Source organism: Chlamydia sp. 16-02, assembly GCF_042235055.1.
In the GTDB taxonomy this organism is placed as follows: Bacteria; Chlamydiota; Chlamydiia; order Chlamydiales; family Chlamydiaceae; genus Chlamydia.
Genome location: NZ_CP114172.1, coordinates 1,090,297 through 1,109,433, shown reverse-complemented (window position 1 = coordinate 1,109,433; position 19,137 = coordinate 1,090,297). Strand labels below are relative to the sequence as shown.

The window sequence follows — 19,137 nt, the reverse complement described above, 5'->3', positions numbered from 1 at the left end:
TTTTCACTGCAGTCGATATAATTCTTTTTTCTAGGGGTCGCTTCCCCTAGAGGACTAGGTCACATCCTTGTATCGATTTCTAATGTGAACACATTGTAGGAGTAAAGCATGCGAACGCTATCGATTTCTATGCTTTTGTTTACCATCGGGTCAGGAATAAGTTCAGCAAGTTTACATGCTGCGCCTTCCGTATCAAAGACACCTGTTGCGCAAATGGACAAGTCTTCCTTTTCTCCATTTACAGGAGAGATTAAAGGAAATCGTGTACGCTTGCGTCTAGCTCCGCATGTAGATAGCTCTATTATCAAAGAACTTTCCAAAGGCGATTATATTGCTGTTATTGGTGAGAGCAAAGATTATTATATCGTTGCTGCTCCTGAAGGACTCAAAGGCTATGTATTCCGCACATTTGTTTTAGATAATGTGATTGAAGGTGAACAAGTAAATGTACGGTTAGAACCTTCTACATCAGCTCCCGTACTTGTACGTTTATCCCGAGGCACAGAAATTCAAGCAACATCTAGTCAGCCACAAGGAAAATGGTTAGAGATTGCTCTACCCAGTCAATGTGCTTTCTATGTTGCTAAAAATTTTGTTTCTCAAAAAGGTTCTATAGATCTTTATAAACATAGAGAAGGCCAAAAAAAGATTGCTTTAGACTTATTAGACTCTGCTGTGAAATTCGCTCAAAATGAGTTGAAAAAAACATTGGATTCCGTTGACTTAGAAGCAATTTATAAAAAGATCAATCTTGTACAATCTGAAGAATTCAATGATGTCCCCGGTTTGCAGCCATTAATACAAAAAGCTTTAGAGGAGATTCAGGATACTTATCTTTCAAAATCCCTAGCAAATCAAGATAAGGCAATTGGAAAACAACAAGCATCCAGTTCTTCCGATACTTTCTATAGTACAGAAAAACCTGTAACTACCGGATCTTTATTATCGCGACATATCCGTAAGCAAACAGTAATTAAGACCTCTCCAAAAACTCAAGGAAGAGAAAGTCTTGAATATTCCCTATTTAAAATTTGGGCAAGTATGCAGCCGCAAGAAAATGCTAAAAAGCTTACTCAAGATGCTTTCTACGAAGAAGAGAAAAAGAAAAAACAAACTTTTGTTGGAGAACTTGAAGTTTATCCCCATGTTGTAAAAAACAATCCCGGCGATTATTTGCTTAAAGACAAGGAAAATACTGTAGCCTTTGTCTACGCAACAAAAATAGACCTAGAAAAATGGTTAGGAAAGAGAGTTTCCGTAGAATGCTTGCCTCGTCCAAATAACCATTTTGCTTTTCCAGCTTATTATATAATCAATATTAAAGAAGTTATTTCTTAGACTACTCTCTTACTCTTCCGAATTGTCGGCGATCCAAGATGTAGGACAATTTAAAAGCAGAGTTTCTTCTTTTACTCTATAATATTTAATACGCTGATTACCTGAAATATCCTTACCAGTATAGACAATGTGCATATATCCTTGTTTATCTAAATAGGTACAAGGATCCACGCTATAATTCGCATCAATAAGTTTAGGATGATTCCAAGTTAATCCTTCGTTATAAGAAGGAAAACATGTTAGCCCCTCTCCATTCGGAGCACTATTAGCAAAAAGAAATAATCTCCCGCTTCTCCCTGATTGAACAGAAAGACTACTATTATAACTTCGCCAAGGAAGATTTTTCAATTTTGACCAAGAAGTTCCACGAGTTGTTGATGTTGACATGCAAATATAATTCTCTTCTACAGACGCATTTCTACAAAACAGCGCCAGCTTATTTGACCCTAAAGATACAATGGCAGGTTCTATAGGAACTTGGTTTCCTGTCTTTCCTAAAATAGGACCAAAACGTCCTTCCCAAGATCGAGAACAGAAATTATAAATTTCTACCCAGGAAGCTCCTACCAGCCCTTCATCTGTTAGAATCCCATAGATACTGTATGAGGGAATATATATTTGATTTCTTATTCTATCTACGTAAGGAGGATTTCTGGTTGTTCCCTCTAACCCAGGAGGTAAGAGTCTGTGTTCGGACCAATTTTTCCCCGCATTGAAAGAGAAAGCTAGATAGGGACGACTTACGCTCTCTCCAACAAGCTGCTTTCTATAAAACAACCATATTTCTTGAGAGCTAATTCTCACCAATACAGGTTTTGAAAAATTTGCAGATTCCTGAGGAAAAACCTCACTGGGCCCCGACCATACTCCACGATCACAATACCTCCCTATAAGCTTGTTGCTCTCTTGCCAAACAACAAGAAGCTTACCAGAAGTTTCGACAATTGTAGAGGAGCTCGAAATGCTATTTTCAGAAGATAGCCACAACTCCTCATAAGGCTTATATTCTCCAGAACATAAACTCAGCGGAGAAAATATGAGTAAAGAAATCCAGCACTTCCACATAAATGCAACCTAAAAACAAAAAATAGGAAGCATGTTATAAAAATTTTAGAGTTTTTGTAATGAGCAAAAACAAGTCATCTCTAAAACTTCTTAATATACAGAAGGGAAATCGGTTTTCCCTCTGAAAACACGATAGATGTAGACTCCATAAGCTATAATAAATGGTAAACCTACAAGTACGATTACCAAAAGACTCTGTAATGTTTTCGTACTTGCTGCTGTATTATAAATAGTATAGCTATGCTCAGGATCTACAGTAGAAAACAGAATATTCGGAAAAATTAAAGTTACCGTTGATAGGATCAATAGAAGTAAATTCAATGAGGAATAAAGAAAAGCACAGCCGTAGCGTTTTCTAGATACGCAAGTTTTAGTTGCTAGACAACTTCCCAAAGTCATGGCGAGTAATAATATCAACACGGGATATGTAGGAACTCCAGTAAAACTTCCCATCTGAAAAGAATATCCTTTTGTTTGCGGTATCATAGCAAGAGTAGCACCGATTAAAAGGAGATAAATAACTAAAAATGCGGACAAAACATAAGAAAAACGCTTCGTGATCCGCTGTTGTAATTCTCCAGTAGTCTTCATTAAAACAAAAGTAGCTCCATGAATTGCAAAAGCACTAACAACAAGAGCACCGCATAGTAATGTATAAGGACGGAAAAATAATACCCAAGATAAAGAAGAGTATGGAGTTGTAGGAGATATAGGTAGCCCTAAAATCATATTCCCTACTAAAACTCCTAAGAAAAAACTAATAGCTATTCCTGATATACAAAAAACAATATCCCAAAATGCTTTCCACTTTGTAGATTCCGCCTTACTACGAAATTCTAAAGAACATCCTCGGAAGATATAAAGTAAAACTAATGTCCATATTGGCATGTAAAAAATCGATAACAGTGCACCATAAGCTGGTGGAAATCCTGCAAAAAGCCCGCCGAAAATAATAATCAGCCATACTTCATTCCCATCCCAAACGGGCCCTATAGAGTTAAGTAGAGTACGTCGCTCATCATCAACACGAGACATAAAGTAAATTGTACTTAAACCCAAATCAAAACCATCTCCCAAGGAGTAAGCAAACACTGCAACTACTAGTATAACATACCAAGCTATCGGCAACATCGAAGCTAAAGAAAAATCCATGATCATACTTCCACCTCATTAAGATCGTTTTGATCGGGTCCTCGTTGTATTTTCTTCCATAAAAGAAAGAGGAATAAAGATAAGAGACAAACAAACACTAAACTAAATAAAATAAGAGTTTGAACAACCTGACCTCCACGTATTATAGGAGAAACAGCATCGCTAGTTTTTAATAAACCATAAACTACCCAAGGCTGTCTTCCCATTTCTGCAGCAAACCAACCCACTTCATTACATACTTCAGGGCAGAGAATAGAGAATGAGAGTATGGATAAGATGAAGGGTTTTAATGCCCAGCGTCTTTTCTTATAAGCACACCAGGTAATGATGGCGAGAAGCACCATAAATCCCCAAAGCATAACCATTAAGTGATAGAATTGGAAAACTAGCTGCACATTAGGCCACTCATCTTGTGGTATTTGATCTAAACCAACAACGGGAGTTTTAGTATTTCTATGGACTAGGAATGAAAGACCTCCAGGAATAGGCAAGCCTATAACTTTTTGATTCTTCACATCGACATAACCAAACAAATAAATTGGGCTATATTCTTCAGTTTTAAACAAACCTTCAAAAGCCGCTAATTTTGCAGGTTGATTTTTAGCAACGCCACGTGCTGTAACATCTGCAGACCACAATTGCAAAATAAGTACGATAATTCCAGTAATTGCACCTAATTTTAATCCCTGACGGGCAAATTCCACATGACGTTGCTTACGCAAATAATACGCACTAACACTGATTACAAGGAAAATCCCTGACAACCAGGTCCCTAAAACAACGTGAATATAACGATCTATACTTGAAGGAGAGAAAACGACTTGCCAAAATGAAGTCATTGTAGGAACAAGCTGCCCATTATGCATAGCCATTTCATAACCTGAAGGCGTTTGCATCCAAGAATTCGCACATACAATCCAGAAAGCACTCATATGAGCTCCTAAAGCCACCATACAAGTAGAGAAGAAGTGCATTTTCTTGGAAACTTTATGACGTCCAAATAACAAAACGCCTAAAAATCCTGACTCCAAGAAAAAAGCAAAAACACCTTCACTTCCTAAAAGTGTTCCGAAGACATTTCCAGTATACTCAGAAAATCTTGACCAATTTGATCCAAAAGAAAAAATTTGCATGATTCCAGTGACAACACCAACAACAAATGTTAAAGCAAAGACACCGATCCAAAACCAAGTCATCTGTTTATAAATATTCTTCTTCGTAACTAGATACAAGCCTTCCATCAAAACAAGCATCATACTGAGTCCCATACTCAAAGGAACAAACAAGTAGTGAAAAGCAATAAACAAACCAAACTGTATTCTAGATAAAATCACCGTGTCCATATGTCCGCCAGAAATCCGAGAACAAATAAAAAAGCTGTAATGTGAAGTATATAACAAACTATTGCAACTATAAAATACTTTGCTGTTAACCTTTTTCTCTATATGCTACAGTATTATATTACCTTCTTTTAGAAAGCAGTCGCTTGCCTTTAAGGTGAGAATCTCTTCGAGTATTCTATTCTAGGAAACTAGTAAAGCTATGCCCATAGATATTACTTACTATACAACGCCCTTGTTAGAAATTATTCTGATTTGGGTAGTGTTAAATTATCTTCTGAAGTTCTTTTGGGGAACTCGAGCCATGGACGTTGTCTTCGGTTTGCTTGCCTTCCTGTTTCTATTTGTCTTAGCAGATAAGCTTCACTTTCCTATAATCCGACGGCTGATGTTACACGTTGTTAATGTCGCTGCTATCGTTGTTTTTATTATTTTCCAACCAGAAATACGCCTAGCCTTGTCCCGTGTGCGATTTCATGGAAGAAAGTTTGTTATTGATTTACAGGATCAATTTATTGAACATCTTACCTCATGCATCTATCAGATGTCAGAGAGACAAGTTGGAGCTCTTGTCGTTCTTGAAAATAAAGATTCCTTCGATGAATTTTTAAGTTTCTCTTCAGTAAAAATTAACGCAGATTTTTCAGAAGAACTTTTAGAAACAATTTTTGAACCTTCTTCTCCTCTTCATGATGGGGCCGTAATTCTCAGAGCAGAAACGATAGCCTATGCGCGGGTTGTCCTCCCGTTAGCTCATGATACTACACAATTATCACGTTCCATGGGAACACGTCACCGTGCAGCTTTAGGAGCAAGCCAACGTACTGATGCATTAATTATCATTGTATCTGAAGAAAATGGCTACGTGTCATTATCTCGTGATGGGATTTTGACACGCGGAGTGAAAATGGACAGGTTCAAAGCAGTACTGAGAAGTATCCTGACTCTGAAAGAACAGAAACGCAAACCCTTTAGCTCATGGATTTGGAAAAAATGATCGATTTTCTTTCTCGTTTTTTCATGCGCAACTGGCTGAGAAAAGTAGTATCTTTAGGGTTTGCCATCATCATTTGGGTGCTCGTCGGACAAACGGTAACCATTACCCGCACCTTGAATAATGTTCCCGTACGTATTATTGATCTTGATCCCGATCAAACAGTCTTAGGACTACAAAGTAATGGTTTATTAGATAAAAAAGTTTCATTAACCATCACAGGGAATAAAAATACTGTTCATGATCTCCGACCTACGAATCTAGAAGTAGTTATTAGCGCTACAGGGCATACGGAAAGCTGGATAGCTGCTATTGATAAATACAATCTTGTGAGCCTTGACGGTGAAACAAATATTCGTAGAGATATTCAAAGTGTCTCTGCTGATGACATTTTTATTCGCCTGACACAATACGTTACCGAAGATATCACGGTAACCATCACAACTCCTGTAGGAAGTCCTCCTAAAGGCTACGAGTATTTAGACGTTTGGCCTAAGTATCTCATCCAGAAAGTCAGTGGTCCTAAAGAATATGTAAACGCCCTTAAGGAACAAGGATTAGAGCTAACTTTTAACTTGAATAAGGTGTCTTTCGAAGAATTAGAAAGAAATCGTATAGCTCAAGGAAATCATGATGAGATTATTTTCCCTATTCCTGAGGAATGGAAAAAAATTCTCATACCTTTTGGCAACACTAACACTTATGAAAATCTGAATGATCCTCAAGCAGATTTCTTACGTTTACTCTTTTTAAAACAGGAATTTATTCCTTTAAATCTCAATCTTCCTGTTTTACTTTTTTTCCCTGTAAAATATAGCAACACCTTCAATCCTCAGGCCTATACTTTAGAACCTTCCCATCCTATTATTCTTAATCAGGGTATCTATCAAATAGACATTCCCTTATACGCAAAAGATGTCAGTAAGCTTTTCTTAGATGTTGTTAAAAATAACATCGCTCTGGCTATTGTTATGGCTCCACCTCACGGGAATAATTCCGTAAACTGGGCTGTAGAATTTATAGATGAAAAGACTCTTGAAGATACTTTTGTTCAAGCTATCATGGCTCAAGAACATGGAATCCTCCACGACTTCGCTTTAATTGATGAAACTGGAATACGTCATAGATTCCGTGAGTATCTAAGGAAACTATCGTTATTCAGGAAAGATGGGTCTCCATTAAATCTTTCTGCAGAGATTTCCCATAACCAAGTAATTATTCGTTCAAAACCTATAGAAACCTCCAAGCTACATAAAAAAGAATGGTAGGACCTTAGATCCACGCATTAGATATTCACAAATAGAAGTTTGTGTAATTAATAATATAAAAATTATAAAAACAGTTGGAAGAGTTATCGAAGCTATTATAGTTTCGATGATGATAGCTCATTCAACTATGAAAGAGCGCGATCTACCATAAATAAAGAAAAATAGCACATTTGTTCCCAATCTCCTATTATACTGTATGGATTAGGGATCCTGAATCATGTTAAAGAACATACGTCAAGCAAAACAAACTATTTTAGATTTCTTCGTTTATTATTTAGGAATAACGTTAATCGGGATTTTTAAATATATTCCCCGCTCTCTTCTATGTCGTTTTGGAAGAGTTTTAGGAACTATCATTTTCTATACCATCTCTGATTACAGGAAGACAGCACTTACAAATCTCGCTCTTGCTTTTCCTGATAAGCCTTTTAAAGAAAGAAAACAGATTGCTAAGCATTCTATACAGAATGTCATGATCACTGTTTTAGAACTATTAGCAGTAGAAGGCCTGATTGGAAATCTAGATAGTTTAATTTCCATAGCAACTTCGGAAACCCATCCTGAAGGATTCTGTAGCAATGAAGTTCTTACACAAAAAGAATTAGAAGATACATTTTTCAAATTAAGTGAAAACGAGGGAATTATTTTATTTTGTGGCCATCAGGCAAATTGGGAACTTCCTTTTCTTTATATTACCCGAGATTACCCTGGTCTAGCCTTTGCAAAACCGATAAAAAATACTCGATTAAATAAAAAAATTTTTTCTCTAAGGGAGACTTTTAAAGGAAAAATTGTTTCTCCAAAACAAGGGATACATTCTGCTCTTCAAGCTCTTCAACAGGGGCATGTTATTGGTATAGTCGGAGATCAGGCGCTACTCATATCCTCGTATGCTTATCCCTTATTTGGGAATGAAGCTTTTACAACAACATCTCCAGCACTGCTCGCTTATAAAACAGGAAAACCTGTAATGGCTGTATCGGTGTTTCGCAATAAAAATGGATATACAATTGTTCCTAGCAGGAAGTTTTATGCTGATAAGTCTTTACCCATTAAAGAAGCAACTTCCTCGCTTATGAACAATCTTATGGGATTCTTAGAAAAAGGCATTGCCCACAAACCTGAACAATGGATGTGGATGCATAAACGATGGAAACGAAAGCTTTTCAGCAATCTGAAAAAAAGACATGCTTACAGCCACATTCTTGTTATTGCTAATTATGCAGAACTTAAAAACTATAAGACATTTCTTACTGATCTCGCTGATCTCTATTCAGGAGCTCTATTAACATTAGCTTTAGAAAATCCATCCAATGAGAAGTTACTTATAGACTATCTTCCTCAATATACTATAAAAGAATTCTCATCCCCTGAAGCTTTATACAATTTCCCTAACAGTTTCCCTGCTGTTTTCGATCTTGCCGGGCTTCCGACAATCCTACATAAACATTTCAAAACAACAGGCTCTTCGGTTCTTTATACACGAAAAGCACTAGAGAAGAAATTATCCCATCCTCAAGCATCTTTAATTACAGCATTAAGTAATTTCTCAAAAAAATCTTAATAGGAAACGAAAGAAATTTTTTTGATTTTTTTCTTAGTTTAAGAGAAAATGCTCCTTATAATTTTTAAACTAGAAGAATCTTATGTGCTTAACAGGATGTTTAGGATCTACGTTTGAGTGTACTCTTAACTGTATCTGCTTTTGTCAGGACTCTCAGAAGAACAAGCGTATTCTTGCATTGATTTCAGCATTAGCATTTGCCATATTAGCAATAACAGCTATTGTTGTTTTCTCATTAATATGCGCAGGAACTATTCATGTTCCTGATACTCTATGGGGAATCAGCAAGTATATTCTTACGCCAATACTGTTAGCAATAGCACTTGTTACAGCTTCACTGTCTGCCGGATGTTTTAAAGCAAGAAATCGTTTCGTGGCTACTGGATAAAATTAGAGCATCAGCTTATTTAGCTGATGCTGTGATGATGTCATTTACCGTTGTCAATGTAAGGTTATTGGTATCTTTCATTTGAGCACCACGACTCAAAACTAAAATCTTATCATAATTTGATAAAATTCCTCGTTCGATTCCATATACACAAGCCTGATGCCTCCATACTGCGCGATCAGATTCTTCCGTAAGCATAGGATACACTCCCCACTCTAAAGCAAGTCTATAATACACAGATAAGTTTGGAGTGACAGCAATAATCGGAAAACGCGGACGATATTTAGAGAGGAAAATCGGAGATCCTCCCGACTCTGTATACACGATGATGGCTTTAGCATCGGCCTTCTCAGCAATTTGAATTCCTGATAAACCTATAGACTGAAGATAAGGAGATACCTTAACCGCACACTCACTATCATTAAGTTCTAGGAAAGAGATGTAGTTCAGATTTTTTTCCGTCTCTTGAATTACAGAACGCATAATTTTTACAGCCGCCACTGGATAACTCCCTGAGGCTGTTTCTCCTGACAACATTACTGCGGAGGTACCATCATAAATAGCATTGGCAATATCAGAAACCTCAGCACGTGTAGGCAAAACATTACGAATCATGGATTCTAACATTTGTGTGGCAGTAATACAAAAACGTCCTGTTTCACGAGATACTTTGGCCATGAATTTCTGTAGACTAGGAACTTCAACAACAGAGAGCTCGATCCCTAAATCTCCACGAGCAATCATAATCCCATCCGATACTTTAGCAATCTGAGAAAAATTCTCTACTCCCAAGCGATTTTCTATCTTAGCAATAATTGGCATATCCGAACGCCCAGCATCTGCTAAGCACTTCCTCATGCTTTCAATATCCTCAGCATAACGAACAAAAGAAGCAGCAATAACATCCACGTCCTGGGCAACCCCAAACTTAAGATCATTGATATCCTTATCCGTCATAAAAGGAAGAGCTAAATCAATCTCTCTTATACTTAAAGACTTGTGTGATTTCAATTCTCCAGAATTGATAAATTCTAATTCTAATTGATCATCACCAACAGATGTCACGACAGCTTGAATATATCCATCATCTATCAAGACATCAGCACCTTCACGCACATAAGGGAAAACACATTGAGGATGTAGAGTAACTCCATCTTCCGCAGATCCTTCGATCTCTTTTCCTATTAAGGTAATTTTCTGACCTCGAGACACTTTGATTGGCGTGGAAATCTTCCCTAAACGAATTTCCGGACCTTTAGTATCTAACATGATCGCTAAAGGGACTTCTCTCTTCTCTCGTAATTCCTTAAGAAGACGAATTGTCTCTCCATGACTTTCATGAGTACCATGACTAAAATTCAACCTAGCGACATTCATACCCGCATCTAAAAGCTTTTCAAGCATTTCTGGAGTATTTGTTGCTGGACCTATAGTACAAATGATTTTCGTTCTTGCGATCATACTTCCCTAATTTCTCAAACCAATCAAAAACTTACTTACCCTATAGCTAACATGGCTCTCTTAATACAAAAATAATTTACAAAGAATTGAGCAATATCTGACACGCCTCGCTACACAAGATAAGATACATGATTCAATCTTAATTTGTATGTTGAAATACTTAACATTATACTATTTTATGGAAGACATAGCTTATACTGATTTTTTTAATCCTGGGAAACGAGTCGTTTGCTTTTTTTTCTTTCTATAAAGTTAAAAGTGAATCAAACTAGTTCCTACGTAGTTATAATTATTTGTGTAGAATATCTCCCCTTATTTCCTAAATTATTGTGAGATCTATGCCCAACCTGCCTGTTCGTATTTCTGGTATTACAGTTAGAAATCTAAAAAACATCTCCATAGAATTTCTTCCTGGGGAGATTGTCTTACTTACTGGGGTATCGGGATCTGGAAAATCTTCACTAGCCTTTGACACCATTTATGCAGCAGGAAGAAAACGGTATATAGCCACTCTGCCATCATTTTTTGCTACAACTCTATCTTCTCTACCTGATCCTACTGTGGAAAAAATCCAAGGATTATCTCCAACTATTGCTGTTAAGCAAAATCATTTTGCCTACCATGCACATGCTACTGTTGGAAGCACCACAGAACTTTCTCAACATCTTGCTTTATTATTCTCCTTGGATGGAGAGGCTAGAGATCCTCATACAAAACAAGTCCTTCATTTACAAAGCAAGGAAAAGATTCTTGCCATACTTGACAATATCCCTGATGGAACACAGGTAACAATTCTCGCTCCTCTGATAGATAAAAGTATAAATTCTATTCAAGAATGTGTGAGGCAGGGATATACAAAAATCCGTATAAATAATGTCATTTCTTCTATTTATCCCTTTCTCTCTTCTCCTCTTATTGAAGATACCCCTGTAGCTATTGTTATTGACTCTTTCATAAAAAATGAAAGTAATAATGCACGAATGAAAGTTAGTTTATTTTCGGCTCTTGATCTAGGGCAAGGGCACTGTTCTGTAAATACCGAAACATATGAAGAAACCTTTTCGACACAGGTACACATTCCTGAAACCCAACAGACATACACACCATTAACACCACAGTTATTTTCTCCTCATAATCTCGAAGATCGTTGTATGAAGTGCCAGGGATCAGGAATTTATGTCACCATTACAGATCCCTCTCTCATTCAAAATGACTTATCTATTCGGGAAAATTGTTGTAAGTTAGCAGGAAATTGCTCTACTTATTTCTATCATGCTCTCTATCAAGCCCTAGCAGACACTTTGGATTTTAGTTTAGATACTCCATGGAAAGATCTTCCCAATTCTATCCAAAATGCTTTCCTTTATGGTCAAAAACATCTCATTCTTCCTGTACGTCTTTTTGATCCCGCATTAGGAAAAAAATCCCTATCACATAAACTTTGGAGAGGTATTCTTAATGATATTGGAGAGAAAGTTCGTTACGGAGCAAAACCCTCAAAATATATTCCTGAAGGGACAACAGCAACACTATGTCCTACATGTCAAGGAACCGGAATCGGAGAATATGCCTGTGCAGCCATATGGCAAGGAAAGACTTTCGTAGAGTTTCAGAAAATGCCTCTCGATGAGTTTTTTTCTTTTACATCTTCTATAACGACTACATCAAATTCCGTTCGTGAAGTACTAGACGGTCTAAACAACCGCCTTTCTACATTGATCAAATTAGGACTTTCCTACCTTACTTCAGAAAGAACACTAGCAACATTATCAGGAGGAGAGCAAGAACGCACTGCTTTGGCTAAGCATTTAGGAGCTGAGCTATCAGGAATTACCTATATTCTCGATGAACCATCAATAGGGCTACATCCTCGCGATACACATAAACTGATTCAAGTAATTCAAAAATTACGCGATCAGGGAAATACCATTCTTCTTGTCGAGCATGATGAGCAGATGATCTCTTTTTCTGATCGCATTATTGATATTGGTCCACGAGCAGGGATCTTCGGAGGTGAGGTACTATTTAATGGATCTCCTCAAGATTTTTTAAAAACCGGTGATTCATTAACAGCAAACTATCTGCGACATGAACTTACTATAGATATTCCTGTACGACGTCCTAAATCAAAAGCCACGCTTACACTTTCTCATGCCACGATAAATAATTTAAAAAATGTCACTATCACCCTACCTCTAGAAAGAATAACGGCAGTAACGGGAGTTTCCGGATCAGGAAAATCTTCTTTAATTAACGATACACTAGTTCCTTCTATGGAACGCTTTATTCAAGGAGATATAGACTCCCACTTACATATAGAAGGGGGCATCATAGAACGTGTTGTACACATTACTCGCGATCTTCCAGGTCGTTCGCAACGTTCTATTCCTCTAACGTATATTAAAGCTTTTGACGAGCTTCGAGAATTATTTTCCCAACAACCTAAAAGTAAACGCTTGGGATTAACAAAAGGCCATTTTAGTTTTAATCTTTCTTTAGGAGCCTGTACAGAATGTCAAGGTATAGGATCTATAATCCTTGATAATCATACCCAGATTCCCTGTCCTCTCTGTCGTGGAAAACGATTTCAATCTCAAATCTTAGAAGTACATTATCAAGGCAAGAATATTGCTGATATTTTAGAAATGACAGCATATGAAGCTGAAAAATTTTTCATGTCCACTCCTCATATTCATGAAAAAATTCATGCATTATGCTCCTTAGGTCTTGATCATCTTCCTTTAGGAAGACCTTTATCAAGTCTATCAGGAGGAGAAATTCAAAGATTAAAACTCACCTACGAGCTACTCGCTCCTTCTAAAAAATCTACACTTTATATTCTTGATGAGCCGACAACAGGATTGCATACTCACGACATTCATGCTCTTATCCATGTTCTCCAATCTCTCACTCAACAAGGACATACTGTAGTAATCATAGAACACAATATGCATATTGTGAAGATCGCTGACTATGTTATTGAACTCGGTCCTGAAGGAGGAAATCTCGGTGGATATCTTTTGGCCTCATGCACTCCTGAAGAACTGATTTCCCTAAATACACCTACAGCAAAAGCTCTGCAGCCCTATTTTAAAAAGACTAAAGCTCTTCCTAAGCTAACTGAGAAATCTCAAAGTAAGCATCTCCTCAAAGATATTTCCATTCAAGATGCCTATCATCATAATCTTAAACATATTGACATGACTCTTGTTCGCAATGCTCTGACAACAATTTCGGGGCCTTCAGCATCAGGGAAACATTCTTTGGTCTTTGATATTCTTTATGCCGCAGGAAACATTGCTTATGCCGAGTTATTTCCTTATTACGTTCGCCAAGCTCTTATTAAGAAAACCCCTCTACCACAAGTAGAAAGCGTTCGAGGACTATCCCCGGTTGTTGCAATAAAAAAAACAGGAATACGAAAAAACTCAAGACATTCGTTAGCGTCATCTTTAGACATTACCAATGGTCTTGAAAAACTCTTTGCTCTCCTAGGAAAACCTCATTGCCCATTAACAGGTAGGCTCCTTGAAAAAATCACTCCACAAACAATTATAGATGAACTTTTCCAAAAGCATAAAAATTCTTATGCAACAATAACGGCACCTATATCTCCTGAAGAAGACCTGTTCATTGCTTTGGACATGAAGAAAAAAGAGGGGTATTTAAAGCTCTTTGCTAATAATGAGATTTATGATCTTGAGGAACGTCTTCCTGAAATTTTAGAAGATTCGGCAATCGTTATTCAACATACAAAAATTTCTAAAAATCATGAATCCTCTTTGTTATCCTCATTAACTTTAGCTTTCTCACTATCGCCAACAATACGATTACATATTCATGATCAAGGACAAATAAAAGACTCTCTATCTTACACTCTAGGTTGGCAAGATTCCTTAGGAAACAGTTATCCAAATATCACACGAAAACTCTTATCCCGAGAACATATTGAAGGACAATGCCAGCAATGTTGTGGATCAGGAAATGTCTTAAAACTCTCTCTAATGCAACATAAAGATAAAATTCTTAACTACTCTCCTACAGATCTCTTTAGGCTATTTTTCCCCGATAATTCCCCACAACGTGTCGTTGATCTTATTGGAGAACTGAAAATTTCCTCATCTACACAAATCCAAGATCTTAACATCCCTACTCAGGAAAAATTATTTCAAGGAACTCCAAGGCATGCGGGACTAGAAAGAATTCTCATGGAACAATTTAATCTTGTTCCCTCATGTTCTCTTTTACATCCTCTAATTATATCCGACACATGCCCAGCATGCTCAGGATGGGGAATCCACACTTATGCGCAACATGTGCGCATAGGAAAAACTTCTCTCATAGATATCTACCAAGAAGATACTAGCTTCCTCAAAGATCTTTTAATGACTATCCATGATGATCAAGCACAACCTATCATTCAAGACCTACAAAACCGCTTAGCATTCATTGACAAGGTAGGCTTGAGCTATATTACTTTAGGGCAAAAACAAGATACTTTAAGTGATGGCGAACATTACCGCCTACATCTAGCAAAGAAAATCTCTACAAATCTTACAGATATTGTTTATCTTCTTGAAGATCCCCTATCAGGACTGCATCCTCAAGATATTCCAACGTTAATAAAACTGCTTAAAGAACTCGTCACTAACAATAACACTGTTATTGCCACGGACCGTAATAATCTATTAAAATTTTACGCAGATCATACCATGGATTTAGGTCCAGGATCAGGACCTCAAGGAGGCTATCTAACTGCTCAACCACCAGTATCCATAGAAGATTCTGATCATAAAGAAGCTCCCTTTAAAGAAACTTTAGACGTACATCTCTCGATTCACAATATTTCTAATCTGCATGTACAAGCTCCCCTTTATAGTCTTGTGGCTATTGCTGGAGTATCAGGGTCTGGAAAAACTTCACTATTAACCGAAGGTTTTTATAAACAAGCACAAAAACTCATAGATTCTGGATATGAGCACTTCTTAAATGTAGTATTCTTAGATTCTCATCCTTTACCATCTTCACAAAGATCAGATATCAGTACATATTTTGATATTGCTCCATACCTGAGAAACTTTTACGCTTCGCTTACACAGGCAAAGGCCTTGAATATTACAGCAAGCATGCTGAGTACAAATACAAAACAAGGACAGTGTTCAGATTGCCTAGGCTTAGGATATCACCTAATAGATAGAGCTTTTTACGCTTTAGAAAAACGCACATGTCCTACATGTTCAGGATATCGCATTCAACCTCTATCTCAAGAAGTTGTTTATGAAGGGAAACACTTTGGAAAGCTCTTACAAACTCCTATTGAACAGATCCTTACTATCTTTCCTTTTCTTCAAAAAATCCAAGCACCTCTACGAGCTCTGATAGATTCGGGGCTTGGCTATCTTCCATTAGGTCAAAATCTCTCTTCCCTATCGCTAAGTGAAAAAATCTCTGTAAAAATTGCTCGGTTCCTTCATCTACCTCCTAAAGAACCCACGCTATTTCTCCTAGATGAAATAGCCACTTCCTTGGACATAAATAAGAAATGCCAACTGCAAAAGCTATTTCGCATACTAATATCCCAAGGACATTCTATTATCTATGTTGATCACGACATACAGTTGTTAAAACATGCCGATTATATTATAGAACTCGGACCGGGATCTGGGAAATATGGAGGAAAGGTGCTCTTTGCAGGACAGCCTAAAGATATAGCGACTTCTAAAAAGTCAGTATTAAAAACATATATACGTGAATTATAACGGACGCTCTATAGAGAGGAGATTATAAGCAAGACGACAATTGTCACGTTCTTCATTATTTCCTAAACAATGGAAAAAGATAAATTTCTGTAAAAGTAGTTGCCGACGTTCTTGATAACTCAGCTGCTCTTCACAAATACCTAATGGGCTACAAAATACTCCGACTAAGGCTCGTGGAAATACAGAATCTTCTCGACATCCTGAAAGATGTAAATAAGCCAAGGAACTATCCTCAGCAAGTGCTAACCAGCAACCATAAAGAACAAAGGCATGGCTATTATCATCTATCCACAAAGATTCATCATAATTAGATAAGAGATGGTAAACTTTACTCTCATCTTTCATCCACAAATAAGCAAGCACTTCATAAGACAAAAGATATTCGTAACGCTGCTGAGGAGAAATATACTTTTCTACTAGTGTAATAGCCTTCAGAATCTCTTCGCCCCTACCACGGATCAAAGCGTCTTTAGCAAACAAATCAAACAAATACAAAATCAAAACAGGATCTAAATTTTCAATGCGGTCAAAGATCTTTTCTGTAGATTCCTGGATAGAGATAGTCTTTAATCCTGAAAGGAAGAGTAGAAGCTGATCAGGGAGAATTTCTACGATTTCTTCAGTGAATGTCGTTATTTGAATATTCTCACGTAAAATTTCTGAGTATACTTCTATAAACTCTTTATTCCCTAAATCTGCAGCTGTATAAAAAATATCTGCAAGAGCACGATAATCTTTTAAATCCCAGGATCTTTGAAATAAACCTGGAAGGAATGACGTAAATCCTGACCAATAACTCAATAGCAATTCCATTTTAGAAGAACGGAAATCTACAGGAGAAATGTCTAAGTTACAAAATAGAGTATCTTGAATTTTCCCATGTAAATTTTGAAGGAAATGTTCTTCTTCAGAAGAATTTATAGATTCGGGAGCAACATGAAGAGCAAGAAGCATGAAGATTAAAGAGATACGATGATGGCTATATAATGCTTCATGCAAACGATAGACAACATGATCACGAACACGAGAAATTTCTGGACGTTGACAGTAGCGCTTTAAAGCTAGTAATAAGCTTTTAACTTCTTCGTTATACTCTCCTAATCTTTGATATACTAAAGCTTTACCGAGATACTCTAAAGGAGCTGCAACGCTGTTGTGCAAAGTAGAGAACTCTTCAAGAGCTTGAGTGAATCCCTCAGCATCATTACTTTCAGAGGCTTTTTCCAATAAAGCGATTCCTATACGAAATTGTGCTTCATACCCTTCCTTACGTCCTGGGAAAGATTCAACAATCCTGCGATAAAATGTAATTGCACGATCGTATAACTTTTCATTAAGAAAGGCATCAGGAACTGCTAAACAACTGACTTGTAAAGATCCGCTACTTTCTAAAACAACAATATTTCCACAAACATCGGCAACATCTTGAATGATCACACCAATACGTCCTCCCCGAGCAGGAAGATAATCCATATGAATCATCCACACGATATTATCGATAATCAATGATAAACGGTGATTTTGCTTTTCAAAAGCTATGAAAAACTTGTCTTTATGTTCATCTATATTTCGGAAAGTTTTTTGTATTTCTAAGCCATTTTTCACCAAGGATACAGACAATACATCTTCCTTAATGTGTAGCCAAAAACCATAACCATGATAAAAATCCCCGTGATCTACATCTTCAGAAGGAGGAAGTAAAATTCCAAAGCCCTCTTCTAATCCCTTTCGTAATAAGGTATATTCCAGACGGACTTCAGAAAAACTTTCTATCTTAGAAATTGCTAGGCTATACCATAAAGCTGGCGATACCTTTAGCATTGGGAAATACTTAGATAATAAAATAGGTTCGTGAAACTTCCAACATTCTGTATCTTGAGTGTGTAAAACAATCTTAGGAGTCCATTCGGGACTTCCTTGTAGATGTTGTTCTATATCTGCTTTCAAAGCACTTACAGAACGATAACGCACTTTAGGATCTGCTGCTAAAGCTCTCATGACTACTTGAGAAAGAAAAGGCGGAATCTCTCGATGAGGGGCAATCTCTTCAGGAAAACTAATTTGATGATGAAGACTGATTTTCTCTCCCTTTTTCTTCCGATAGGGAAAAGATAATGTCAACATTTGATAGAGAATTACCCCTAGAGCATAAATATCTGTACTTTCTGAAGCTGGAGTACCTCGCAAACGTTCAGGAGCCATATAGTCAGGAGTACCTACAATCTTACCAGGAATAGTCATGTTGGAAAACAACGACCCCTCATTAGGGATATCAATGTCTAAAAAGAAGTCTTCCTCCATTTCTTTAGATAATGCAGCTCCCCAATCTAAAATAACCACCTCACTAAAAAGCCCAAGCAAAATATTATCAGGTTTAAGATCTCTATGAAGAATTCCTCGAGAATGTACATATTCTATAGTAGAACAAATCTTATGAAAAATGGAGAGGAAAGTCCCTACTGATGTTTGCTCAGCAAGATCTTTAGGCAGGGAATCACATTGCCATACACTTTTTAGTAAACTCTTAAGAGTGTACCCCTCTATGTAAGGCATTGTGTAGTAAACAGGATCGCTATCACTACAAATCGTAAAAACGGGAACAACCCCCGGATGAACAAGATCAGCAGCAATCTTTGCTTCTCTAAGAAAACGTTTTTTCAATAGCTCATTATCAGAAAGATCCTCACGGATTCTCTTAATAGCCACCTTACGAGAACAAACGGGATCATAGGCTAAATAAACCTCTCCCATGCCCCCTTTACCGATCATTCTGATAATATCGTAACGCTGCAAAAGTGCTTTGTCCTC

The 19,137-nt window shown here is 37.1% G+C and carries 11 protein-coding genes; 6 read left to right on the top strand and 5 right to left on the bottom strand.

Features of this window, described 5'->3' with window-relative positions; all coding sequences use genetic code 11:
- The first annotated feature begins 108 nt into the window (after positions 1–108).
- Positions 109–1,338, top strand: coding sequence for an SH3 domain-containing protein (locus tag O1W70_RS04810; protein ID WP_332381523.1), 1,230 nt, complete (start codon positions 109–111; stop codon positions 1,336–1,338).
- Between the two features lie 9 nt (positions 1,339–1,347).
- Here the strand turns inward: O1W70_RS04810 and O1W70_RS04805 are convergent, their stop codons facing one another.
- The 3 genes from O1W70_RS04805 to O1W70_RS04795 all read right to left on the bottom strand — a co-directional run bounded on the left by O1W70_RS04805 (position 1,348) and on the right by O1W70_RS04795 (position 4,898).
- Positions 1,348–2,403, bottom strand: a complete 1,056-nt coding sequence (locus O1W70_RS04805) for an exo-alpha-sialidase (RefSeq protein WP_332381524.1) — start codon at positions 2,401–2,403, stop codon at positions 1,348–1,350.
- Between the two features lie 90 nt (positions 2,404–2,493).
- Positions 2,494–3,555 (bottom strand): cytochrome d ubiquinol oxidase subunit II, encoded by a 1,062-nt coding sequence (cydB, locus tag O1W70_RS04800; protein ID WP_332381683.1) that lies wholly within the window; start codon positions 3,553–3,555, stop codon positions 2,494–2,496.
- A gap of 2 nt (positions 3,556–3,557) precedes the next feature.
- The gene (locus O1W70_RS04795; RefSeq protein ID WP_332381525.1) at positions 3,558–4,898 is read right to left on the bottom strand and encodes a cytochrome ubiquinol oxidase subunit I; all 1,341 of its coding nucleotides are present in this window, start codon (positions 4,896–4,898) and stop codon (positions 3,558–3,560) included.
- A gap of 199 nt (positions 4,899–5,097) precedes the next feature.
- Here O1W70_RS04795 and cdaA point away from each other — a divergent pair, with 199 nt between their 5' ends.
- The 4 genes from cdaA to O1W70_RS04775 all read left to right on the top strand — a co-directional run bounded on the left by cdaA (position 5,098) and on the right by O1W70_RS04775 (position 9,109).
- A complete protein-coding gene (gene cdaA / locus O1W70_RS04790; RefSeq protein WP_332381526.1) occupies positions 5,098–5,892 on the top strand; it encodes a diadenylate cyclase CdaA in 795 nt (264 codons plus the stop codon).
- Complete coding sequence (locus tag O1W70_RS04785; protein ID WP_332381528.1) at positions 5,874–7,157, top strand: hypothetical protein; 1,284 nt, start codon at positions 5,874–5,876, stop codon at positions 7,155–7,157. Before cdaA ends, O1W70_RS04785 begins: the two co-directional genes overlap by 19 nt.
- Before the next feature lie 217 nt (positions 7,158–7,374).
- Positions 7,375–8,721 (top strand): lipid A biosynthesis lauroyl acyltransferase, encoded by a 1,347-nt coding sequence (locus O1W70_RS04780; protein WP_332381529.1) that lies wholly within the window; start codon positions 7,375–7,377, stop codon positions 8,719–8,721.
- Between the two features lie 82 nt (positions 8,722–8,803).
- A complete protein-coding gene (locus O1W70_RS04775) occupies positions 8,804–9,109 on the top strand; it encodes a hypothetical protein (protein ID WP_332381531.1) in 306 nt (101 codons plus the stop codon).
- Positions 9,110–9,124: 15 nt separating this feature from the next.
- Here O1W70_RS04775 and pyk read toward each other — a convergent pair whose 3' ends face one another.
- Entirely contained in the window at positions 9,125–10,570 is a 1,446-nt protein-coding gene (pyk, locus tag O1W70_RS04770) for a pyruvate kinase (protein ID WP_375797220.1), read from the bottom strand.
- Positions 10,571–10,908: 338 nt separating this feature from the next.
- Here pyk and uvrA point away from each other — a divergent pair, with 338 nt between their 5' ends.
- Positions 10,909–16,329, top strand: a complete 5,421-nt coding sequence (gene uvrA, locus O1W70_RS04765) for an excinuclease ABC subunit UvrA (RefSeq protein ID WP_375797219.1) — start codon at positions 10,909–10,911, stop codon at positions 16,327–16,329.
- On the opposite strand, the gene pknD is transcribed toward uvrA, so the two are convergent.
- Positions 16,324–19,122, bottom strand: a complete 2,799-nt coding sequence (gene pknD / locus O1W70_RS04760; RefSeq protein WP_332381535.1) for a serine/threonine-protein kinase PknD — start codon at positions 19,120–19,122, stop codon at positions 16,324–16,326. The two genes, uvrA and pknD, sit on opposite strands and share 6 nt — an antisense overlap.
- Positions 19,123–19,137: the final 15 nt, after the last annotated feature.